The organism is Niameybacter sp. (assembly GCF_036655075.1).
Lineage (GTDB): Bacteria > Bacillota > Clostridia > Lachnospirales > Cellulosilyticaceae > Holtiella.
On sequence record NZ_JAVVQU010000001.1, the window covers coordinates 30336 to 53575 of the forward strand.

Sequence of the window (23240 nt, forward strand, 5' to 3'; positions counted from 1 at the left end):
GTAAACGTCATAGTATAATGTTTTTATATGACTATCTATAAGGAGGACACTTTTATGAAAAAACCGATTTTTACTGGTTCTGGTGTTGCGATTGTTACCCCGTTTAACGAACAGGGTGTTGATTATGATAAATTAGGCGAACTCATTGAATGGCACATTGCAGAGGGCACCGATGCGATTATTATTTGTGGGACAACAGGTGAAGCGCCTACTATGCCTATTGAAGAGCACTACGGAGCCATTCGCTATACTGTAGAAAAGGTTGCTAAGCGTATTCCTGTTATTGCTGGAACAGGTAGCAACGATACACGTCACGCTATTACTACAAGTCAATATGCAGAATCTGTAGGTGTAGATGCCTTGCTTTGCGTCGTACCTTACTACAACAAGACTTCTCAAAAAGGTCTTTACGAGCATTTTAGCGCCATTGCAAAAAGTGTTTCTACCCCTATCATCCTTTACAATGTACCTTCTCGTACAGTGCTAGACATGACTCCAGAAACAACTGCTAAGCTTGCACAAATCGAAAATATTGTTGCTATCAAAGAATGTAACTTCACCCATGTGGGTGAGCTCATGAATCTTTGTCCTAGTGACTTTAGTATTTATTCCGGAGAAGATGGTCTTGTCCTTCCATACCTCTGTTTAGGTGGAAAAGGGGTAATCTCTGTTATGGCAAACATTATTCCTCGTGATACCCATACCCTTTGCCAATCGTTCTTTGATGGGGACCTTGAGACAGCGAGAAAACTTCAACTACAAGTACTTCCACTGGTCAAAGCACTCTTTTGCGAACCAAGTCCTGTACCTGTAAAAAAAGCTATGAATGCTATGGGATTCAATGTAGGATCCTGCCGTTTACCGCTTATTGCTATGGAACCTCAAAATGAAATTTTTTTAAAAGAAACACTCCTAGAATACGGCCTATTAAAATAAAAAAGACTTCAAGGTTTACTAAGCCTTGAAGTCTTTTTTATTTGCCTTTTGCATATAACCCCCAAATTTATAGCCTAGGTAAATGGCATTGACTATCTTTTTATATCCTGTACTCTATTGGCATATTTACAAATTTTTCAAGTTCTTAAGAGAAAAGTCTAATATAGGTGCTGAATGGGTCAACGCACCGCAAGATACATAATCTACCCCTACTTCGGCAATGGCCCTTAATCTTTCTTTAGATACATTCCCTGAGCACTCTGTCTTAGCTCTACCTGCTACACGCTCTACAGCTTCCTTCATCATATCTATTGACATATTATCTAGCATAATAATGTCTGCCTTTGCCTCTAATGCTTCTTCTAGCATTTGAAGGTCTTCTACTTCAACCTCTATCTTCCTAACAAAAGGTGCATATTCTAATGCCATGTTTATAGCTTCTTTCACACCACCAGCTGCATTGATATGATTATCTTTAATCAAAATACCATCTGATAAATTAAAACGATGGTTGTATCCACCACCTACCTTAACTGCATACTTTTCAAAGACGCGTATACCAGGTGTTGTCTTACGTGTATCTAATAGCTTAGTCTTAGAACCTTCTAATTCTTGCACCATGTCACGTGTCAAAGTGGCTATTCCACTCATACGTTGTAGGTAATTAAGCGCTGTACGCTCTCCTGAAAGGACCACTCTAGCGTCTCCCTCAAGTATCCCAATAAGGTCTCCTTTTTGGAGGCTATCCCCATCTTGATATTGCGTTGTAAACGTAATATCTCCAAGCAATTCAAAAGTACGTTTAAAAACATCAATTCCTGCTAATATCCCCTCTTGTTTACAAATAAGTTCTACACTACAAGGTGTAGACTTCCTGATAATCGCATTAGTTGTAACATCTTCACTCGTAATATCTTCTTGTAATGCTAAAAGTATTTTTTCATCCACATTGATGGTTGTTGTGACACCATTGATCATAGAATTTCTCATCCTTTCGTTTAATCTCATCTAAGATTAATTGTTTATAGGTTGCTTCTAAATCTTCACTAGCATATTCCCATTCATAAGCTATTGGAACGAATGATTCAATACTCACTTCATTCATATCCCCTACCTTAATAATATTTTCGGCTGCACGTCTTGCAAAAATCAAGCTTTCTAAAAGCGAATTACTTGCTAATCTATTTTTACCATGTACCCCATTACAGCTTGTTTCCCCTACTGCATAGAGATTAGGCATAGAAGTTTGACCGTACATATCCACTTTGACTCCGCCCATAAAGTAATGCTGGGCTGGTGTAACAGGGATAGGCTCATACACTAAGTCATACCCTTCTTCTAAACATCTTTCGTAAATGTTTGGGAATCGCCTTTTGATCTTCTCTTGCCCTAAATGCTTTAAAGATAGCCACACATAGGGCATCTTATCTTTTACCATCTGGTCATAGATAGCAACACTGACCACATCTCTTGGTAACAGCTCATCTACAAACCGTTTTTTATTCTTATTTAACAAGATAGCACCTTCGCCTCTTACAGCTTCTGAAATGAGGAAGCGCCTGCCTTCTTTCTTACTATATAAGGTAGTTGGATGGATTTGTATGTAATGAATATCTTGTAGCGCTACTTGATGCTTAATAGCAATGGCTAAACTATCCCCTGTAAGATGCTTATAGTTTGTGGAGCTTTCAAATAGCCCACCTATTCCACCTGTTGCTAGAATAACTTTCTGGCTATAGACTGGCTTCACTTCACCTTCATGCTCAACAATTAGACCTACACATTGATTGTTATCAGTCAAAATGTCCCTCATGGTGGCAAACTCTACAAGTTCTATATGCTGACACTTCTGTACTTGGGCTAAGAGCTTAGAAGTAATCTCCTGACCTGTAATATCCTTATGATGTAGGATACGATTGGTGCCATGTGCACCCTCTCTTGTATAGAGTAACTCCCCTTCACACGTATCAAATGCTATACCATACTCTATCAGCTTTTGAATAGTCCAAGTAGACTCACGAATCATAATCTCTACAGCCTCTTCATTGTTTTCATAGTGCCCCGCTTTTAACGTATCTTCAAAGTAACTTTCATAATCCTCTTCACCCTTCAGAGTAGAAATTCCTCCCTGTGCCAGATAGGAGTTACTTGCTTGTAGAGTATCCTTCGTAAGCATTAAAACCTTATACTCACTAGGTAAATGGAGTGCTGCAAATAGCCCTGCCACACCCGTTCCCACTATAATGATATCATATGCTGCTTTCATATTATCCCTTCTTTTTACTTTATAATTTATTAATCAGCTAAACGATGCATTTCTAAAAGTGCATGCTCCGCCTTTTTCATAATTGCTTCATCTAAAGTGATTTCATACTGCTCATCTTTTAATGCGTTATAAAGTGTCTCAAGCGTCACACATTTCATACTACCACATGCACGCATATCCCCTACAAAGTGGAAGACCTTATCAGGATTATTCTTTTGAAGGGCATACTCTATACCAATCTCTGTACATACAATAAACTGCTGACTTGTACTCTTTGTCGCATACTCAATAATCCCACTTGTACTCCCTACATAGTCTCCTAAAGCAACTACATCTGGAGTACACTCTGGATGTATTAATATTTCTGCTTCTGGGTACTGCGCTTTAGCTTCAAGTACTAATGCTTTATTCATGCTTTTATGTATTGGACAAAATCCTTTGTTGAAGATAAAAGTCTTTTCAGGTACATACTGTTCCACATACTGCCCTAGATTTTCATCAGGAATGAAATAAATATGAGAAGCTTCTATATTACGCACTATTTTCAAAGCATTAGAAGAGGTTACACATACATCTGATAATGCCTTAATCTCCGCCGTAGAGTTAATGTAGCAAACAACCGCTACATCTTCATGTTGCTTACGCACTTCTTTGATCTGCTCTAATGTAACCATATGAGCCATCGGGCAATCTGCCTCTTTATCTGGCATTAATACTTTTTTATGTGGGCTCAATATCTTTGCACTTTCACCCATGAAGCGTACACCACAAAATACAATGAGTTGTTGTTTTGCTTCCTTAGCAATCTTAGAAAGATAGTATGAATCTCCTATATAATCTGCTGCCTCTTGTATTGCACCATCTGTATAGTAATGGGCTAAAATGATAGCATCTTTCTCTTGTTTTAAGGTTTGAATAGCCTGGATAAGTTGTGTTTTTTCCATAATACACCTCTCTTTTATGTCATATAGGTGTTAATATAACACTATTTGAATGTTTTTACAATACATGTGTCTTGTCACATGTATTGTTTTTTTATACTTTTATATTTTTCTATTCCAACTCACTAAAACAGCTATAGCTTCAACTACTTTATTCACTGCACAAAAAAGAGGTCATTTTACTTTAAAAAGTAAAACAACCTCTTTTTTGATTTCATTTTAAGCTTTACATTAATACTCACGATCCAAAAGCTTATGGGTAACTTCAAGCAAAATAGCTTTATGCTCATTTTCCGGGAGCTTTTGGATCTGCTTATAAGCTTTTGTAGTATATTGCTGAGCTAATTTTCTTGCTTTATCAATGCCTTTGTGCTCATGCACCAAATCTATAATTTGTTCTAAATCTTTTTCATTATAAGGATGGTTCTGAAGAAGTTCTATTAAATCCTTAGGCTGTTTTTCTAAGGCATAAATAAGTGGTAAGTTAAAGACCCCTTCTTGAATATCTTTCGCATGGTCCTTACCTACAGAGTGCTCACTTCCTGTGTAATCTAGGATATCATCAATAATTTGAAAGGCCATTCCAATATGATGTCCTATACGCCAGAAGGTCTTTGAAAGCTTATCACTACAACCACTCTCTGCTGCACCAATGTATAAACTTAAAGAGAAAAGCTCTGCTGTCTTTCCTGCAATACGTCTTAAATAATTTTTCACTGAAACCTCTGTATTAAATCTTGAGTTAAGCTGTTCGACTTCCCCAAGACAAATACGTGACATAGATAAACTATCCATTTGAATACTTTGAAGTGATGCTGTACTTGCTAAAATTTTAAAGCAAATACAGAATAAGTAATCGCCAATATAAACTGCGTACTCTTTACCATATTTAGCTTGAATGGTTGGTACCCCTCTTCTAAGTGCTGCATCATCGATTACATCATCATGTACGAGTGTCGCCATATGAAATAGCTCTACTACCGATGCAAGGGCACGTACCTTTTCTGCTTCATACTCTCCAAACTGTGCTGCAAGAATTGTAAAGGCAGGCCTAATCATCTTGCCATTTGCATGAATAAGATGTTTGATAGATTGTTCAATCACCTTATCTTTGCATTTTGCATTCTCATCCATTAATTGTATAATCTCTAGTAATTCATTTTTGATATGATGATATTGATTCCAAATGATATGCATGCCTTCACCTCTTCCTTAGTTTACTTGTAAATATGTTTATTCTTACCTAGCCACCAATTGCCTGCTAGTTTATTAATCCATGGCATGACATAGTGGTCAAGACCAAATGCACGTCCACATCCGTTCATAAGTGCAATCGCACCGAAAAAGAACCATAAGATCTCCCATCCAGCCATTGCTGATAATACGAAGTTAACTGTCATAAATGCTGATGCTGCTGATGCTAACCAAGTGAATAATCCAGCAATTAATGCAAGTCCAATACAAATTTCAGTAAGCACTACAATTGTTTGGAAAAATACTGCCATTTCTGGAGTAGGAATCATAATCTTCATCATCGCTTCATAAAAACCTGGCATCTTATCAAGAATAGGTTCTGCAAATGTAGTCGCTGCGTCCCCTGTTTGAGATGCTGATGATACTGCATCATATAACCAATTAAATGGCATTTTTACATTGCCTGCTTTAATCCAACTGTCTGAACCAATTTGTACAACTAAATCGCCTGTATTTTGAAGTGTTTCCCACATAAAATCCCATGTGCCTTCACCCATTAACTTTTTCAGACCTTCAACTAACCATAGGCAACCAATATATAATCTAAGAGGTACTGTCCATAGGCGATTTCCTACAGAAGAAATATGACCTCTCATAATATTTCTATTTTGCTTCATATCGAAAAATTCATGTTGTAAATAGTGATATACAGAATAAATATTTAATACACCAAATAAGTAGTAAAGGTTAACAATATGTTTCATAACCATAGCAAAGAAACCTGAAAGCTTAAGACCTGAAAGGTTTGCTACACCATAACGTCCACCAATAGAAACCATGAATCCATGGTATTTACCTTTGAAAGCAACTTTTTCTTTGTTTTCAATAGAGGCAATAATATTTTTTGCTGCCGTCATAGCTGTTTGTTCTGCTGCTTCTACAATTTGAGGATTTGTACAATTTCCATCTTCCTCATTATAAGCACAGTCACCAATTACATAAACGTTCTCGTGACCTTCTGCTTGCATATATTCATTTGCTTTAAGACGGTTTGCACGTGTTTTAGCTACTTCTACATCAGAAGCACTTGTTGCACATTGAATACCACATGTCCAAATAAGTGTACGTGTTGCAATTGTTCTGCCATCTTTAAGTGTAATGCTATCTTCCTTAACTTCTGTAATTGGAGCATTTTTAAGGACTTCAATTTTATGCTTAACCATATATTTTTCAGCTTTTGCTGCTTGTTTTTGATCAAGCATGTTAAGAATACTACCTGCTGCTTCTACAACATATACTTGAACTTCTTCTACATCTACATGGTATTTTGCAGCTAATGTGTCTTTCCATTCAAGAAGCTCTCCAGCCATCTCGATTCCAGTAAATCCAGCTCCTGCTACGATGAAACTAAGCATTTCACGTCTTACTTTTTCATCTCTTTCAATAGAAGCTTTTCTAAATTGGTACTCAATATGTTCACGAATAGTAAGCGCATCGTCTAATGACCAAAGGCTAAATCCATGTTCCTTAACACCTGGTACCCCAAAGTATGCTGGTTCACTTCCTAGACCAACCATTAAGTATGAATAGTCATAAGATCCGTTTGTTGTTTTAATAACTTGTTTTTCTAAATCTACATTTTCTATGCAGTCTACAACTACATTTACTTTTGTACGGTGAAAAATCTTATGTAAATCTAATTTAACAGATTCTTCCGGCACACGACCTCCTGCTACTTCATGAAGCTCAGTCATAAGTGTGTGGTAAGGATTTTTGTCGATGAGTGTAATTGTTACTTCATCATTTTTTTTGTACTTTTTAGCTAACTTTTTGGCTGCATGTACACCTGCATAACCTGCACCCAAAATTACAATATTTATTGCTGCCATGAGTCTTCTCCTTCTAGCACTTAACATAATTTGATTCCATTTATTTGTACAGTTTACACAACATTCCTTTTCTTGTCTAGTTTTAAAATTATCAGCTTAACTCCACTATTAAGGGCTATTCCCTTTATATTATAGGTCTTGTATGCCCTGAATCTAGCTTATATCATAGCTTATGTTATTTTTTTATAACCTTTAAAAGTCGTTAACTTTTTAACTTCATTCATAATTTATTTGTTTTTACTTAATGATTTGTTCATATCTTTTCACTACAATAGGGTTTGCTTTTAACTTAAAAATTATTTAAATTTATAGGAGAATTAATCATGAAAAATAAAAAACTTTTAGCATTAATCTGTGCATCAATCATTGCAATTGGTTCACTTACAGCGTGTTCTTCAAAAGAAGAGCCAGCTACAACTCCAGCTGTTGAAACTCCAGCTGAAGAAGCTGCTACAGAAGAAGGGGCTACAGAAGAAGCTACTGCTTTAAAAGATGGTTCATACAAAGCAGAATACACTGAAGCTGATGAACGTGGCTGGAAAGCTTTCGTTGAAGTAACAGTTGAAGATGGTCAAATGACTGCTGCTACTTTTGATTATGCAAACGCTGAAGGTGCTTTAAAAACAGCAGATGCTGAATACAACACAAAAATGAAAGATATTGCTGGTACAAGCCCAGCTGAGTTTGCTCCAGCATTAGCTGAAGCTTTAGTTGCTTCTCAAGACCCAACTAAAGTAGATGTTGTAACAGGTGCTACAAGCTCAACAACAGATTTCACAACATTAGCTACAGCACTTATGGCTAACATTCAAGAAGGTAACACAGAAGTTCTTCTTGTTGAAGCACCAGCTGCAGAATAATTATCGTTTTACGAGGGGATGTTTGACTTTGTCAAACATCCTTTTTTATGTTCATACCTCTAGGATTCATTATCCCTACTTTCCTATTCAAGAATATGGTATAGTATGTTCAATGCATAAACCTTATATGTCACAAAGGAGATCCTTATATGAATAAATTTTTCAAACTATTTCTGTCTATTTTTTTACTTTTATCTTTTACCGGCTGTAGCACCCCCTCTAATGCATCTTCCAATGAACCTCTAAAACGTACAGAATTACTTATGGGTACAACGGTAAGCATTACACTTTTTGATCACCAAACTGAAGAGACCCTTGACGCTGCCTTCAATTTAGTCAAGGATCTAGAAAATGAACTAAGTTTAAATAAATCAAGTACCTTACTTACTCAGCTTAATGCTTCAAGTGGTACCTCACCTTATAAAGTAAATAGCACCCTCTTTGATATTGTTGAAAAGGGGCTTTATTACAGTCAACTTACAAATGGGTCTTTCGACTTATCTGTTGGGCCACTCGTGAAATTATGGAGCATTGGACTTCCAGAAGCACGCGTTCCTAGTCAAACTGAAATTGATGCAACACTTCCTCTCATTGGATACCAGAACATCACTTTAAACAAAGAAGATTCTAGTATTTACCTACACAAACCTTCTATGCAATTGGATCTTGGTGGTATTGCCAAAGGCTACACCGCAGATGCCATTGCCACTTTATTATCTTCTAAAGGAGTAGGGCATGCCTTAATTGACCTAGGTGGAAATATTTACACATTAGGTGCTAAGATAGATGGTTCTTTATGGAAAGTTGGTATTCAAGATCCTTTTGAATCACGCAATAATATTGTAGGATATGTCTCTGTAGCCAACCAATCTGTGGTGACTTCAGGTATCTATGAACGTTACTTAGAAGCTGATGGAAATAAGTATCATCACATCCTTAATCCACAAACAGGGTATCCATTTGAGAATGATATTGCAGGTATTTCTATTATTAGTGATACTTCTATAGATGGAGATGCACTTTCTACTGCCGTCTTCTCCCAAGGACTAGAAGAAGGTATGGCATTTGTACAAACACTCCCTGGAATTGATGCGATCTTTATCACAAAAGATTCTCAAGTTTATATTACTGAAGGGCTAAAAAATTCCTTTGTCCTAACCAATGAAGCTTTTACATTAGTTGAATAAACTTTATTAAGCAGCAAAAGGTGTATGAAGCTAGATTGACTTCTCTAGTTTCATGCACCTTTTATTTCTAAAACTTATATCTATTAATAATATCGGTATCCCTTATGTATACATCCAACTATTCTTTTATCTTACTTTTTATACTTAGCCGCTACTTTAATGGCTGCTTGGTGCTGTGGGTCAACTACTGCGGCAATATTACCTTCTTGATGTCTTTTACTTCCTATAAAGTGCAAGTCTAGCACACCACTCATTCCATTATTTTTGACTGCATTCAAAGAACTTCCTGCATGTGGCATGCCCGCTAAAGCGGCAGCTAACATACGCCCATTAATATGTACAATCACAGGCCTTCTTTCCCAAGAAAAGCCCCCCCATATATTTTTAATTATTTTGGTATCTTCTAAAGTTAATGCTTCTACATCTGCATGATTGGTTCCAAAGGTACGCTTTACCTTAAATGTTTTACCTGTATACACATCTTCAATCGTTACAATAGCACCTCTTGGCACCACACTTTTAGCATTACTCCAGTTTAATACTTCTATCTTTTGAGCTTCATACACTTTGCTTTGAATCATATTTAGTCGTTCATCTGATAATTGACTTTTATAAATAAAGCCTTCAGTTCCATCTTCTAGTACCACATTGTACCATTTCTCATTTTGGCCCAAAACATTTACTACTTGATTGCTATCTAATGTTTTTAAAAGTGTGCTCTTTGCACTAGGTAACTTCCTTACCTTAACACCACCTACTGTTGTTTCAGTAAGTATTTTACTAATTGAGAGATAATCTTTATTTACAGTTACTGTTTGTCCTTGTGCATTAATCAAATAGGCATCTTTACCTTCTTGTAAATCTACAATTTGGAGCTGTGTACCTTTATTTAATTCAACCGTATATTTTTGCTCTTTATTATACCCTACCCCCCCTGCAGATTGTACTACCCCAATTACATTTGCAAAAGTATTTGTTGTCATCATCGTAACTACTACTGTGCATAATAAGAATTTTATAGTTGTCGTTTTCATAAGTCACCTCTTGCCTTATATTGTTATGTACTTGTTACATTTATTACATAGTTATTAATTAAGTTTATTATACCTAATTATTCATGATTTGGCAACCTTTGGAACGCCCTATAAACTCTATTTAGTATAAGTTACTGTCCTTATTTATTCCTTTTTTGAATGACATTGCCTATAGCCACCGCTAACTGCTTACCAGCTGTTTCACTCCCCTCTAAATCTACATGGACACCATCTCCAACATAAGTTACTTGCCAGTCCATTGTTTCTATTAAGACAATACCTTCTGTTCCTCCCACTATTTCTCTAATAGCTTGTGCCATATACTGTCCAAATGGAATCATGACAAAAATAATAGCCTCTGGATACTTACTTTTCAATTGTACAAGTAATGCCTTATACCCTTCTTTGAAAGCTTTTACAGATTGATTATGTAGGCTATCATTTGTTCCATGATTAATCACAACAATATCAGGATTTTGACTTTCATCACTTATAGCTTCACATATATTATTGATATAGCCACTACATGCAGGAATACCTATAGGACCTGGATTTACAATCCCTGTATAGCCAAAAGCACATCTTATATCCGTATACCCTAGTAGTTTGCTACAAATAGCTGCATAATTCATACTCGCTGCGCCTGTATATGGCTGTCCTCTTCCATCTCTACGTGCTCCAATCCCAGCAGTAATACTGTCACCAATAAAAAGAATACTTTTATCGTGTATTGGTCTAACACCTTTGAGTATCCCCCCTTGGTCGATTTTTACCTCACGTAATGCTACTCCTTCATGCTCTACCCATAAATCATTAGTCTCTGGAATATCCTCTGTGATAACCCTTACATAGTAAGTCTTCTGTGGGTCAAGGTCTTGAGCTATCTGAATTTCTTCTGAAACAACTATAGCGTTTAGTGGTCCATCATTAATCTGATAGGCAATACTTGAAGGTGTGTTCCATAGTTTAAAATGCAGTGTTATTTGGCTTGTACCTTGAACTTTAAAATATAATTGTGCGCCCATATTAATTGTAATCCAATGCTTTATACCCTCTATCTCTTTACAAAACCAACGGCCTACCGTTCCATACGCGTCTAATACTTCTTCATATTGCAACATCTTCATATCCTCTTTTTCTTTAATTTACTACTGGAATTCAACTTAGCTACGTCTACTGAATTTTAAATTAGGAAATATTTTGTTTTGTATTTTCAAATAATTATTGGTTAACCCAATCAATGACTATAGTACTTTGCTTAGGAAAATTTGTGTTCTTTCTTCTTTCGGGTTATCAAACACTTCTTTCGGACATCCTTCTTCTAGAATCTTACCTTCATCCATAAAGACTAAACGGGTACCCACCTCTTTGGCAAATCCCATCTCATGCGTTACAATCATCATGGTCATGCCTTCTTTAGCAAGGTCTTTAATAACTTCTAAGACTTCTTTAACCATTTCAGGGTCTAGGGCTGATGTTGGTTCATCAAATAGCATCACTTCTGGATTCATAGCTAATGCACGTGCTATAGCAATCCTTTGTTTTTGTCCTCCTGAAAGTTTGTTTGGGTATTCATCTGCTTTTTCTCTAAGTCCAACTTTGTCTAAGAGTGTATAAGCAATGTCTTTAGCTTCTTCTATACTCATTTTCTTCACTTGCATAGGTGCTAATGTAATATTTTCTAAAACGGTCATATGCGGGAAGAGATTGAAGTGTTGAAATACCATTCCCACCTTTTGTCTAATCTCATTAATATCTACTTGTTTATCTGTAATATCTACGTTTTCTACTAAGATTTGCCCCTGTGTAGGCTCTTCCATATGATTGATGCAGCGTAAATAGGTAGACTTCCCAGAACCTGATGGACCTATTATAACAACCACTTCACCCTTGTGAATAGAGTCATCAATCCCTTTTAAGACATGTAGTGCTCCAAAACTCTTATGTAATCCTTTTACTTCTATCATGATTTCACCTCTTTTATACATTTCTTAGTTCCAAGGAAAGTTCGCCTAGAATCGTCCTTTATTCATGTTTCTTTCTACAATACGCATAATATAAGTAAACGTACTTGTTAACACAAGATAAGTTGCAGTTGCAATTAAGATTGGCCATATAAAATTACCTGAGTCGGACATCATAATATTCGCTGCACGCATAATGTCACGTCCTCCAATCATCCCAATAACAGCTGTCTCTTTGATTAAAATGATGAACTCACTTACAAGGGCTGGTAACATATGTCTAAAAGCTTGTGGAATAATAATTAACTTCATAGTCTGTGCATAAGAAAGACCAAGAGAACGCCCAGCTTCCATTTGACCTTTATCAATACCCTGTATGCCTGCACGAATAAGTTCTGCCATGTATGCTCCACTGTTAATCCCAAAGGCAATACCACCTCCTACTGCACGTGGCATACTAGACTGTGCCAATACAACGAACCATATAAAGCTGACTTGGGCAATAGCAGGTGTTCCACGTATTAAATCTACATATAACTTTGTAGTACGTTTTAAAATCGAGCCTAACCATTTATAGCGATTTGGAAACTCCGAAACTTGAATCATTGCTACAATCACACCTATGATCAACCCTATAACTGTAGCAATCAAAGTTAAAAGTAATGTTTCTTGTACCCCATTAAGGAGTGTTATATAATACTTTTGTGCTATAAACGTCTCAAAAAAAGCAACTGTTGTATCCCAACTAAACATAAAAATCCTCCCACCATCTAATATTTATACACTCTATCTACTATTTATTATATCTACTATTATAATTGTTTTCTAGTACAATTTTAAATATTTTATATAAGTGTTTAAGTTTTGATTTTCTATCCTAAATGTCATTCATCAAGCTCTTTAAACATTTGACGTCATTCGTGTTTTAACCTAAAAGAATCACCTACGGGAACTTCACCCCATAGGTGATTCTTTTATTATCTTTAATAGTTACTCTGTTACACCAAAGTATTGGGTATAAAGTGCATCATATGTGCCATCTTCTTGAATTTCTTGTAACACTTCATTAATTGTTGCAAGTAACTCTGCATTGCCTTTTTTAACTGCAATCGCATACACTTCTTCAATGAAAGGTGCTTCAACAACTTTAACCCCCTCATAGTTTGCTAAAATTCTTTTAGCAGGCTCGGCGTCTAGTACAACTGCATCTATTTTACCGATAGAAAGGTCAGCAACTGCCATGGCACCTTTATCAAATTGAACAACCTCAATAGTTGCTCCTGCATCTGATTCATAACCACTTACAAATAAGTCCCCTGTTGTACCTAGTTGTACCCCTACTTTTTTACCTTCCAAATCTTCTGCTGTTGCAATGGTATCATTATCTTCTTTTACGATAATAACTTGTTTAGACTCAAAATAAGGAATAGAAAAATCAACTTGTTTGGCCCGTTCTTCTGTAGCAGTCATCCCTGCTGCGATAAAGTCAATTTTCCCACTTGATGTGGCTCCTAATAATTGACCAAATTCCATATCTTCTATTTTAAGTTCTTTTCCTAACTTTTGTGCAATAAGCTTACTAATTTCCACATCAAATCCTACAATCTCATCACCTTGAATATCTTCAAATGGAGGGAATGTTGGATTGGTTCCCATAACAATCACATTACTCTCTTGCTTTCCACATCCTACTAATACACCCAAACTTAATACGCCTGCTAAAATTAAACTGCTTATTTTTATAAATTTTTTCATCACTAAATCCCCCTATATTAATTTATTTACATTACAGTATCTTTTTAAACTGCTAACTTATGAATAATTATAAACATATACGAATTAATAGTCAATAGCTTTTTTAATATTTTCCATCATTTTAATAGTATAAAATAGCCTATATATATCTTAAACCATTGATACTATTGATTTATAAAGATGTTATACACTTTTTAAAAATTATTTCGACAATTTTATCTGTTTATTGCTATACAAACATATGTTTTGTGGGTGTTTGTCCTGTGGATAATGTGTATAACTCTGTGAATAACTTGATTTATAGAGGTTTGTCCCATTATTTTCTTGTTAATAACTTGTTTATGATATGTATGAAATAAGTTTTATCTATATTATAAATACAATTATTTTTATGCATAAAAAAAGGAGCTACTCTTAGGCAACTCCTCTTAGGTTATTTCATCTATTTAACTAGTTTAAAACTTCTTTTGCTACTTTTACAACGTTTTCTACGGTGAAACCGTGTTTGTTGAAGATAAGTTCTGCTGGTGCTGATTCTCCGAATGTATCCATAGAGATTACTGCCCCTTCGAATCCTGTATACTTGTGCCAGCCGAATGAGCTTGCTGCTTCTACTACGACACGTTTTGTTTTGTCTTTTGGTAAGACTTCATTTTGGTAAGCTGTATCTTGCATTTCAAAAAGGTCTGTAGATGGCATACTTACAACTGCTGCTTTAATGCCCTCTGCTGCTAATTCTTTAGCCGCTTTTTCAATAAGGTTTACTTCTGAACCTGTTGCAATAAGAATGATGTCTGCATCTTTTGATGCTACTTCCCCAATTACATAACCACCTTTTTTAACATCACTGCTTGTACCTGCTAAGTAAGGTAAATTTTGACGTGTTAAAACAAGTGATACTGGATGTTCTTTGCTATTTAAAGCATATTCCCATGCTGCCACTGTTTCTTTACCATCTGCTGGACGAATTGTAACCATATTTGGCATACTACGTAACATAGCAAGTTGTTCGATTGGTTGGTGTGTTGGGCCATCTTCTCCTACCCCAATACTATCATGTGTAAGCACGTAAGCTACTGGTAAGTTCATAAGCGCTGCTAAACGCATAGAGTTTTTCATGTAATCGCTAAATACGAAGAATGTTGAACAGAATACTTTAAGTCCACCATGTACAGCCATACCATTTGCAATAGCTGCCATCGCATGTTCACGTATACCGAAGTGAAGGTTGTTCCCAGCGTAGTTATCTTTGTGGAAATCACCTTTACCTTCCATATATGTTTTTGTAGATGGTGCAAGGTCAGCAGATCCCCCTACAAAGTTTTCTACTCTGTTTGCAATTTGGTTGATGATTTCATATGAAGTTTGACGCGTAGCAAGCGCTTTTGAAGTATCTTCATAATTTGCATAAAGGTCTTCAAGACTTACTGCTTCATCACTATGCCAAGCTGCCCATTCTTTTGCAAGTTCTGGATAAGCTTGTGCGTAAGCTTCAAAAGAAGCATTCCATGCTGCTTCTTTTGAAGCATTTTCTTCGTTGATTGCTTTGATATTTGCTTTTACTTCATCTTCTACGAAGAAATCTTGGTCATGGTGACCTAAGAAGTTTCTTGTTTCGTTGATATTGTCATATCCTAAAGGTTCTCCGTGTGCACTTGCTTTACCTTGTTTTGCAGGACAACCATAACCAATTTTTGTTTTTACTTCAATGAAGTTTGGTTTGCCAGAAGCTTTTGCATCTGTAATAGCTTTAGAAATCGCTTCCACATCATTACCATCTTCGATTAAGAATGTAGCAAAACCTTGTGCCTCAAAACGCGCTCTTACATTTTCTGTAAAAGCAATTTGAGTATCTCCTTCAATTGTAATATTGTTTGAATCGTAAAGAACGATTAATTTATCAAGACCTAATGTACCAGCAAGTGATGCTGCTTCGTAGCTAATACCTTCCATAAGGCAACCGTCACCTACTAATGCGTAAGTATAATGGTCAACAATGTCATGACCTTCTTTGTTGAAGTGTGCTGCTAAGTGGCGCTCTGCCATTGCCATACCTACTGCTGATGCAATACCTTGGCCAAGAGGTCCTGTTGTAAGCTCTACACCTACTGTGTGACCGTGCTCTGGATGTCCTGGTGTAAGACTTCCTTCTTGTCTAAAGTTTTGAAGATCTTCTATTGTAAGACCGTATTCAAATACATGAAGTAAAGAATAAAGTAAAGCTGAACCATGACCTGCTGATAAAACAAAGCGATCTCTGTTAGCCCAATTTGGATTATGTGGGTTATGTGTTAAGTGTTTGCCCCATAATGTGTAAGCCATAGGTGCTGAACCAAGTGGTAAGCCTGGGTGCCCTGAATTGGCTTTTTGGATTGCTTCTGCTGACAGGATGCGGATGGTGTTAATCGTCTTTTGGTCTACTAAATTCATTTAAAATTTCCTCCTTAAAATACATACAGCTTTCATACCTATAGTAATTATAATATGCTTTGTTCGTATTGTATACACGTTTTGCTGATATTCTACTTATATTGACAAATTCTTACTCTTCCTTTTATTCATTCGGTTATAGACTTTACTTTTCTTCCTTTTTCTCCGATATATTTATGCGTCTGTCGGCAATCAATTCCTTGCTTATTATTTGTACAAAACAAAAAAAATATATCTGGGACTTTATAATAATTATGACGAAGCATTTAACACTTATGCATTTGTAGATTAAATTTTCAAATGCAGCTTTTCTCTTGATAAATTCATTTGTTGCTTAAACTTTCGTGACTCTGGTCTGTATTTTAAAACCTCTATTTATGTATTTTCAGATCACTTTCACTACTCTTTAGACGATCTAGCTTTGAAATAATCAATCAGTATTAAGGAGTAAAGCTAGAGAAGCAATACAATAAAGCAACCTATATGACCCGTATCTGTATACAAAATACAATTTGAGTTGTTGGCCACTATCCTACAGAGGTCCTGACTGCTACTGCTTATAATAAAGCATTCAATGTTACAACACCAATAGGCAAAGTCCCTCATCTTCCTCAAAACACTTTTCCATTCTTAACATGGCAAGCATATCAGGATTTCTATATTTCTAGGCTTAAAAAGAGAGTGTTGCACCGATTTTACTCGGTACAACACTCTCTTTTAGAACCTATTTTCTTGAAGTAATCACTTCATTACCTTTTATGTGCCTTTAAATTTAACCTTCTACTTCTTTATCTTCTTTGATATAAATGCTTACTGGCAACTGGTTGTGACGATCGAGTGTGTAATGATGATATGGAAAATCTGGACGGTGTGGACGGTCATTTTCTTTAATGACAGTAGTTACACTTGGTTTAACCAACTCACCCTCTTTAACTGGATAGCCCTCTATTAAGTTCATAAATTGCTCGTAAACTGAGAAGTCTGTATAGTGATGTGTTGCCATATCTCCTACTGTAATCCCTGGATTTACATTCATGAGTTCTACTTGACGATTTTTCTTCATACCAAATTTTAAAGTAAATAAGCCTGCTGTAGAAACCTCTTTTAAAAGTTTTTTTGCAAACTTATTGAGTTTATTTTGCATCGTCTTTGTAATAGGTGCTGGCATGTAAATATATTTAATAGCCTCATCATTTAAGATTTCTTCTTGAATCGGATAGAGATATACTTTACCTTCTGTTTTCAATGCTGAAACACTTAAGAAACGATCATATTCATTAATCTCTTCAATAAGCCATTCTGTAGCTGAATCATCTATGTCATACATGAAATTTTCTAAATCCTCTTGTGTATACACCTCCATCATCTCATATCGGTCTGGATACAGCTGATAGAGTTTAAATGGAATTTCTACATCTGTCATTTGCTTAAAGAATGTAAGCTTATTGCTTTGATGATAATATTTCGGTGTGGGTACCTCGGCAAGTTCTGCTGCAATGAGCTGTTGGACACGATTGGCTATAAGGTCAATGCCATCTTCTTTTGGATACACCTTACATGTTTTTAAGGTTTCCTTTTCTACTACTGGAACATTGGTCGTACAGAAAATGATGACATCTACTTTGAGGGCTAAACGTTGAATATGCTCTGGTGTAATACTTGCTGTAATATGCGTATTGCATGCTTCACTTGCAATATTTCCAAGCTCGGGTTCTAACAGAATCGTTTTAATACCTCTTTTTTTCGCCTCTAAGGCAAGCATACTTGCTAAAAGGTTTCCACCTACTAGACCGAGTGTTTCAATTGGATCCTGTTTCATACGTTTTCCTCCTTTAAATTAAATAGTCTATAACTTCTACAGCTTTTTCCAAGTTCTTTGGAACTGAAATCATAGAGATAACAAGTGGTTCTGCAAACTTCCCAGCTTCTAGATGATTAAGCGTTTCAACTTGAATCCCATAAACATGCTCTTTGCCATCTTCTAGGCTCGTAGCAGTGAGTAAACTATCTTTATATTGCTCAAGTAATGAGGCCATTTCCGGTACTTCATCTAAAGCGATAAATGGGTCAAATCCTTCTATTTCCATATATTTATCATAACGTGCTTGGGACATAGCAAAGACATCCACTTCTCTTACTTGAACCTTAAGCATCATCAATTGGTCATTGATAATCATACTTGAATCCATTGTTGACCAGTCTGCTGGTAAGTAATATAAATTTGCATTAAATTGTTCTTGAAAAAATTGTTCTTCCTCTTCCATTTTAGTGGAATCAAGAACCATTTTTGAGGTAACAATAAGATGGGTATCAAAGTTTACTTTAGGCTTTGTCGCAAGGATAATAATTTGTCCTACTAGAAAGACACCTACAATTGTACCTAAAATAGTAAACCTATAATATTCCCAAATATACTCCATTTTTTGTTTTTTATTCATCGCTTTAAATTTTTCTTTGTTACTTTTCATCTAGTTTCTCCTTCTCACATAATTGCCTCTTTTACTTGATTTTCGCCTATGCTATACTTTAAGCAAGTTTTGTTTATATTACTATCATATTTTAATACTATAATTATACCATATGTAAGTAGTATGTATTTCAATTATTTTTAAGGAGGCTTCTTAGATTATGCCATGGTTATATAAACTTGAGAAAAAGTTTGGTAAATATGCAATTCCTAATTTAATGATGTATATTCTTATGGGTCAAGCTCTTGTCTTTTTAATTACCACTTTGACAGGGAATGTAAGTATAGTTACTGCTCTTATGTTTGATCGAGGTGCTATTTTATCGGGACAAATCTGGCGACTTATTTCATTCATCTTTATTCCCAATACGTTTTCACCTTTAATGTTCCTTTTGATGGTCTTCATTTATTATTCTATTTCACAACAACTCGAACGTTATATGGGGAGTTTTGGCTTTAATGTCTTCTACCTCTCCAGTATTATTGCTTCTATTCTTGTGAGCTTTATCTTTAATGGAATGCCAAGTATTTATTATATCAACCTATCTTTATTTATTGCATTTGCAACTTTAATGCCTGATGCAACCTTTTACTTATACTTTATTATTCCGTTTAAAGCTAAATACCTTCTTGTGCTCTACTTTATCTTAATTGGAGCAGATATCCTAGGTGGTGGTCTTGCTAACTTTGCTTTGATTGCAGCTTCACTTCTTGGCTATTTTATCTTCTTTGGCCTTCCTGCACTGAAACACCAAAAGGTGCGTAAAAGTGGTTATGCTGGTCAAAAACAATTTAAAGCAGCTAAACGTGAACTGGATGTTGAAAAACGTGCCCCTATCAAAGTGGCCTTCCATAAATGCCATGTGTGTGGAAAAACAGAGTTAGATGACCCAGATGCGGAATTTAGATATTGCTCTTCTTGTAACGGCAACTATGAGTATTGTATGGATCACTTAAAAAATCATGAGCATGTAAAATAAGAGGTGACAAGCCTTTGGTGTGTAACGACACCATTTAGGCTTGCCACCTTATTTTTTATTCATATGACCTTCTATTACAAAAATCATCTCATGCAATACTGGCATAAGCAAGATAACCCCCCCTGTTTGAATCCATCCTAATCGCATAAAGTGAGCCAATATAAAAATGATAACACCAAAAACGAGGATTAATCCACCTGTTAAGCAAGCCTGCTTTCTAGGAGTGCGTACCCTCGCCTCATCTCCATAAGCTAAGACAGCGTATAAGGGAATGGGTATAAACTGTGGGATAATGGTCACCACAAAAGGAATCATCCAAATATGATTCATCACTTTCGTATATGTAAGTTTGTTCTGTCGATATACAGGAAACGGCTTGGCATGTTGATATCCTCTTAGCAAGACGAGTGTTCCCTCTATAATATGTAAGACACCTACTAAATAGATGAGCATCTCATAATCTAGCGTAAAGAGGCTATAATGAAATAGCTTACTTAATCCTTCTATCATAAAGCTTATAGGCACTACATAGGAGAAGCACCCCCACTTGGTTCCAATAAGCATAAGTAGAATGGCGATAGGAATGAGCACTACAATGTTGATATCTACCTCAAAGTTAATACCCCAATAGGCAAGTACACCGCTGGCTACTAGCCCTATCCCTAAACCTATTAAGATATCTGGTAAGGTTTGAAATATAAAAGATTTAAAGGAATTATACCGTTGTATTTGGTCCATTTGTCTTTTGTACATGAACATACTGTATACGAGAATTAAAAAAAATATGGGGTCACATATTATGAGCCCCATATTTTTCACTATATACAGTACGAGATACTGTACAAAAGCTATCATAGTTGCCCCCTAAACTTATTTCATTTGCTCTGTCAACACTTCTACAGCTTTTTGAAGCTGTACATCTTCATCGTATTCTAAAGCAGGTTTTATCATAAGTTCAGGTGGTAAGCTTACTTCGTAGTCAGGTGCAATGCCTTCTCCTTGGATACATACACCACTTGGTGTAAAGTACTGAGAGGTTGTAACCTTTAAGGCTGATCCATCAGTAAGTGGCATAATGGTTTGTACAATCCCTTTCCCATAGGTCCTTTTGCCGACTAAAGTGGCACGTTTATGGTCTTTGAGTGCACCTGAGAGAACTTCTGAAGCACTGGCACTTCTTTCGTTTACAAGTACAACGATAGGGAGGTCTATATATTGCTCATCTGCATACATCGCTTCTTCTTTGCCTTGTTTATCCTTTGTAGAGACAATGATGCCTTCTGGAATCAATTCATCTACCATATCTACTGTTATATCTAGGAGTCCCCCAGAGTTGTTACGTAGGTCGATAATAAGGCCTTTAGCATTTGCCTTTTCGCTTGCATCTAAAGCTTCTTTAAATTGTTTATATGTTAGTTCTTCAAATTCACGTACTTTAATGTAACTAATGTCCTCTTTTAACATTTTATGTTCAACTGAAGGATAAATGACATTTTCACGTTTCATTTCTAACTCTAATGTTTCATTGGTTGATGGTCTAAAGATGTTCACTTTCACCTTTGTCCCCGGTTTACCTTTAATGATTTTAGGTGCTGTACTAAAATCGTCACCAGTTAGCTTTTGTCCCTCTGCACCAATAATTTTATCATTGATGAGCATACCAGCCTTCTCGGCTGGAGAACCTGGGAATACATCAGTGACCAAAATACTGTTATCATTTTGATCTACCATCATTTGAACCCCAATCCCTGCATAGACACCGCTAGACTTTTCCATGACCTCTGCAAATTCGTCTTTTGTGTAGTAGGTGGTATATGGATCCCCCACCGCAGAGACTAAGCCTTTATAAATGCCTTCTTCCATGGCTACTTGGTCTAACTCTCCTACATAGTAGTCTTGTAATGTCTTTTGAATCACTTCTAATTTTTTATCAACATAATCATATTTATCTGCAAATAAAGTGGCGCTAAATAAAATGATTGTTGATAATACAAAGCCAATTGCTGTACCTTTGATCAATCCTTTTTGTTTCACTTTGTATTCACATCCCTCACTATAGAATTAATGATAGCTTACGTCATATTTTTGTTTCTTATCCTTATTTTAAAACTTCAATGGCTTTTTGCAACACCACATCATTTTCAAGTTTAAGCATTCCTGTTGTCACAAGTTCTAAGGTATTTTCTGTAATAGTCTGCTGCTCCACATCCGGTTCAATACCCTTATCCTTAATCTGATTGCCCTTAGCATCTAATACAAGACCTGTTGTAATAGAAAGGCCCGAACCATCTTCTAAAGGTACACGAATTTGTGTGGTTCCATTGCCTGCTGTTTCTATACCCACTAAGGCACCTCGCTCAGACGCTTGAATAGCCGCTGGGAAAGCCTCTAGCACCCCTTCGGTATATACACTTGTTAAAACGGCTAACGGCATCTTGTACCCTCCTTGTGTTGCTTTGTATGGAGTTACTGTACCATCTTTATGCTTAACTGAGAAAACTACTTGCTCCTCTAAAAATAAATCACATAGCTTTTGCACCTCTTCAAGGTTGTCACTGTATGTACCACGAAGGTCTAAAACCAAAGAAGTTGCACCTTGACTTACAAGATCCTCAATCTTCGCTTCTACTTCTTTAGTCGTTCCACCTGCTAAACCATCTAAAGCAATATAACCTATGCCATCTTCTAGCAACTCGGCAGTCACTAAATTAATTTTGACTACATCTGCTACAAGACTCACTTCACGTGTTTCGGATTCATCATTATTTCTAAAAGTATAGACTACAGAGTCCTTCCCATTATAAGTAAGCTTTTCATAAATATGAGTATCATTTGAACCCAATGCCTTAATACCATCTATAGCAAAGATTTTATCCCCCACTACAATGCCAGCCTGGTCAGCCGGAGAGTTAGGAATAACTTCTGTTACTATAAGATACTGATTGGTAATACCCCAGGTAAAACGAATACCCGTACCAATATAATTCCCCTCAGCCTCCGTCTGCTCCTTCATAAAAGCATCTTCAGGCAAATAAGACGTATACGCATCACCAACACCATACACATACCCCTTATAAATACCCTCAAGCATATCCTCTTCAGAATTCTCACCAATATATTTACCCTGTACAACCTGCTTCAATGCCCCTGCCTTTGCCTTGTTATAATAATCCACCTTAGCCCCGACTATCGGTTGTAACTGCTTCTCAAGCCTATTCAAATGCCCCGTACCATACAAAGCACCCACGCTCACCACACTCACTACAACACCCACTGCTATACCAACCACAAATCTCTTCTCCACCCTGCTGCCTCCTTAGGGACGGTTCATTCATTT

20 protein-coding genes are annotated in these 23240 nt (G+C 36.3%); 4 read left to right on the top strand and 16 right to left on the bottom strand.

What is annotated here, in order from left to right:
- The first annotated feature begins 54 nt into the window (after positions 1-54).
- Complete coding sequence (dapA, locus tag RRY75_RS00130; protein ID WP_332492338.1) at positions 55-936, top strand: 4-hydroxy-tetrahydrodipicolinate synthase; 882 nt, start codon at positions 55-57, stop codon at positions 934-936.
- Positions 937-1062: 126 nt separating this feature from the next.
- Here dapA and nadC read toward each other — a convergent pair whose 3' ends face one another.
- From nadC to RRY75_RS00155, 5 genes are all read right to left on the bottom strand, one after another.
- Complete coding sequence (nadC, locus tag RRY75_RS00135) at positions 1063-1911, bottom strand: carboxylating nicotinate-nucleotide diphosphorylase (RefSeq protein WP_334309712.1); 849 nt, start codon at positions 1909-1911, stop codon at positions 1063-1065.
- The gene (locus tag RRY75_RS00140) at positions 1877-3202 is read right to left on the bottom strand and encodes an L-aspartate oxidase (protein WP_332492342.1); all 1326 of its coding nucleotides are present in this window, start codon (positions 3200-3202) and stop codon (positions 1877-1879) included. The genes nadC and RRY75_RS00140 overlap by 35 nt, the downstream gene beginning before the upstream one ends.
- Positions 3203-3231: 29 nt before the next feature.
- Positions 3232-4146, bottom strand: a complete 915-nt coding sequence (gene nadA, locus RRY75_RS00145) for a quinolinate synthase NadA (RefSeq protein WP_332492344.1) — start codon at positions 4144-4146, stop codon at positions 3232-3234.
- A 228-nt stretch (positions 4147-4374) separates the two neighbouring features.
- Entirely contained in the window at positions 4375-5340 is a 966-nt protein-coding gene (locus tag RRY75_RS00150) for a polyprenyl synthetase family protein (RefSeq protein WP_332492346.1), read from the bottom strand.
- 20 nt (positions 5341-5360) lie between these two features.
- Positions 5361-7226: an FAD-dependent oxidoreductase gene (locus tag RRY75_RS00155; RefSeq protein ID WP_332492348.1), complete on the bottom strand. Its 1866-nt coding sequence runs from the start codon at positions 7224-7226 to the stop codon at positions 5361-5363.
- A 323-nt stretch (positions 7227-7549) separates the two neighbouring features.
- On the opposite strand from RRY75_RS00155, the gene RRY75_RS00160 reads away from it, so the two are divergent.
- Positions 7550-8086 (top strand): FMN-binding protein, encoded by a 537-nt coding sequence (locus RRY75_RS00160; RefSeq protein ID WP_332492350.1) that lies wholly within the window; start codon positions 7550-7552, stop codon positions 8084-8086.
- Positions 8087-8235: 149 nt separating this feature from the next.
- Positions 8236-9273: an FAD:protein FMN transferase gene (locus tag RRY75_RS00165; protein ID WP_332527170.1), complete on the top strand. Its 1038-nt coding sequence runs from the start codon at positions 8236-8238 to the stop codon at positions 9271-9273.
- A gap of 131 nt (positions 9274-9404) precedes the next feature.
- Here RRY75_RS00165 and RRY75_RS00170 read toward each other — a convergent pair whose 3' ends face one another.
- The 8 genes from RRY75_RS00170 to RRY75_RS00205 form a co-directional block, all read right to left on the bottom strand.
- A complete protein-coding gene (locus RRY75_RS00170; RefSeq protein ID WP_332527169.1) occupies positions 9405-10307 on the bottom strand; it encodes an SH3 domain-containing protein in 903 nt (300 codons plus the stop codon).
- A 140-nt stretch (positions 10308-10447) separates the two neighbouring features.
- Positions 10448-11428 carry a GDSL-type esterase/lipase family protein gene (locus RRY75_RS00175; RefSeq protein ID WP_332527168.1) on the bottom strand — a complete coding sequence of 327 codons (981 nt, stop codon included), beginning with the start codon at positions 11426-11428 and terminating at the stop codon, positions 10448-10450.
- A 123-nt stretch (positions 11429-11551) separates the two neighbouring features.
- Positions 11552-12274, bottom strand: coding sequence for an amino acid ABC transporter ATP-binding protein (locus tag RRY75_RS00180; protein ID WP_332492357.1), 723 nt, complete (start codon positions 12272-12274; stop codon positions 11552-11554).
- A gap of 45 nt (positions 12275-12319) precedes the next feature.
- Positions 12320-13024 (bottom strand): amino acid ABC transporter permease, encoded by a 705-nt coding sequence (locus RRY75_RS00185; protein ID WP_332527167.1) that lies wholly within the window; start codon positions 13022-13024, stop codon positions 12320-12322.
- 237 nt (positions 13025-13261) lie between these two features.
- Complete coding sequence (locus tag RRY75_RS00190) at positions 13262-14026, bottom strand: basic amino acid ABC transporter substrate-binding protein (RefSeq protein ID WP_332492361.1); 765 nt, start codon at positions 14024-14026, stop codon at positions 13262-13264.
- A 450-nt stretch (positions 14027-14476) separates the two neighbouring features.
- The gene (gene tkt / locus RRY75_RS00195) at positions 14477-16456 is read right to left on the bottom strand and encodes a transketolase (RefSeq protein WP_332492363.1); all 1980 of its coding nucleotides are present in this window, start codon (positions 16454-16456) and stop codon (positions 14477-14479) included.
- A 772-nt stretch (positions 16457-17228) separates the two neighbouring features.
- On the bottom strand, positions 17229-18275 hold the full coding sequence (locus RRY75_RS00200) for an ATP-grasp domain-containing protein (protein ID WP_332492365.1): 1047 nt from the start codon (positions 18273-18275) through the stop codon (positions 17229-17231).
- 13 nt (positions 18276-18288) lie between these two features.
- On the bottom strand, positions 18289-18924 hold the full coding sequence (locus RRY75_RS00205) for a hypothetical protein (RefSeq protein WP_332492367.1): 636 nt from the start codon (positions 18922-18924) through the stop codon (positions 18289-18291).
- A 160-nt stretch (positions 18925-19084) separates the two neighbouring features.
- On the opposite strand from RRY75_RS00205, the gene RRY75_RS00210 reads away from it, so the two are divergent.
- Complete coding sequence (locus RRY75_RS00210) at positions 19085-19903, top strand: rhomboid family intramembrane serine protease (protein WP_332492369.1); 819 nt, start codon at positions 19085-19087, stop codon at positions 19901-19903.
- A gap of 48 nt (positions 19904-19951) precedes the next feature.
- On the opposite strand, the gene RRY75_RS00215 is transcribed toward RRY75_RS00210, so the two are convergent.
- From RRY75_RS00215 to RRY75_RS00225, 3 genes are all read right to left on the bottom strand, one after another.
- Positions 19952-20758 (bottom strand): hypothetical protein, encoded by an 807-nt coding sequence (locus tag RRY75_RS00215; protein WP_332492371.1) that lies wholly within the window; start codon positions 20756-20758, stop codon positions 19952-19954.
- A 15-nt stretch (positions 20759-20773) separates the two neighbouring features.
- Positions 20774-21937, bottom strand: a complete 1164-nt coding sequence (locus tag RRY75_RS00220; protein WP_332492373.1) for a S41 family peptidase — start codon at positions 21935-21937, stop codon at positions 20774-20776.
- A 64-nt stretch (positions 21938-22001) separates the two neighbouring features.
- Positions 22002-23207: a S41 family peptidase gene (locus tag RRY75_RS00225; protein ID WP_332528615.1), complete on the bottom strand. Its 1206-nt coding sequence runs from the start codon at positions 23205-23207 to the stop codon at positions 22002-22004.
- Positions 23208-23240: the final 33 nt, after the last annotated feature.

Excerpts from the sequence above, each read along its gene's own strand:
- dapA (WP_332492338.1), top strand. The coding sequence starts at position 55 with ATGAAAAAACCGATTTTTACTGGTTCTGGTGTTGCGATTGTTACCCCG.
- RRY75_RS00140 (WP_332492342.1), bottom strand. The coding sequence starts at position 3,202 with ATGAAAGCAGCATATGATATCATTATAGTGGGAACGGGTGTGGCAGGG.
- nadA (WP_332492344.1), bottom strand. The coding sequence starts at position 4,146 with ATGGAAAAAACACAACTTATCCAGGCTATTCAAACCTTAAAACAAGAG.
- RRY75_RS00150 (WP_332492346.1), bottom strand. The coding sequence starts at position 5,340 with ATGCATATCATTTGGAATCAATATCATCATATCAAAAATGAATTACTA.
- RRY75_RS00155 (WP_332492348.1), bottom strand. The coding sequence starts at position 7,226 with ATGGCAGCAATAAATATTGTAATTTTGGGTGCAGGTTATGCAGGTGTA.
- RRY75_RS00160 (WP_332492350.1), top strand. The coding sequence starts at position 7,550 with ATGAAAAATAAAAAACTTTTAGCATTAATCTGTGCATCAATCATTGCA.
- RRY75_RS00165 (WP_332527170.1), top strand. The coding sequence starts at position 8,236 with ATGAATAAATTTTTCAAACTATTTCTGTCTATTTTTTTACTTTTATCT.
- RRY75_RS00170 (WP_332527169.1), bottom strand. The coding sequence starts at position 10,307 with ATGAAAACGACAACTATAAAATTCTTATTATGCACAGTAGTAGTTACG.
- RRY75_RS00175 (WP_332527168.1), bottom strand. The coding sequence starts at position 11,428 with ATGTTGCAATATGAAGAAGTATTAGACGCGTATGGAACGGTAGGCCGT.
- RRY75_RS00180 (WP_332492357.1), bottom strand. The coding sequence starts at position 12,274 with ATGATAGAAGTAAAAGGATTACATAAGAGTTTTGGAGCACTACATGTC.
- RRY75_RS00185 (WP_332527167.1), bottom strand. The coding sequence starts at position 13,024 with ATGTTTAGTTGGGATACAACAGTTGCTTTTTTTGAGACGTTTATAGCA.
- RRY75_RS00190 (WP_332492361.1), bottom strand. The coding sequence starts at position 14,026 with ATGAAAAAATTTATAAAAATAAGCAGTTTAATTTTAGCAGGCGTATTA.
- tkt (WP_332492363.1), bottom strand. The coding sequence starts at position 16,456 with ATGAATTTAGTAGACCAAAAGACGATTAACACCATCCGCATCCTGTCA.
- RRY75_RS00200 (WP_332492365.1), bottom strand. The coding sequence starts at position 18,275 with ATGAAACAGGATCCAATTGAAACACTCGGTCTAGTAGGTGGAAACCTT.
- RRY75_RS00205 (WP_332492367.1), bottom strand. The coding sequence starts at position 18,924 with ATGAAAAGTAACAAAGAAAAATTTAAAGCGATGAATAAAAAACAAAAA.
- RRY75_RS00210 (WP_332492369.1), top strand. The coding sequence starts at position 19,085 with ATGCCATGGTTATATAAACTTGAGAAAAAGTTTGGTAAATATGCAATT.
- RRY75_RS00215 (WP_332492371.1), bottom strand. The coding sequence starts at position 20,758 with ATGATAGCTTTTGTACAGTATCTCGTACTGTATATAGTGAAAAATATG.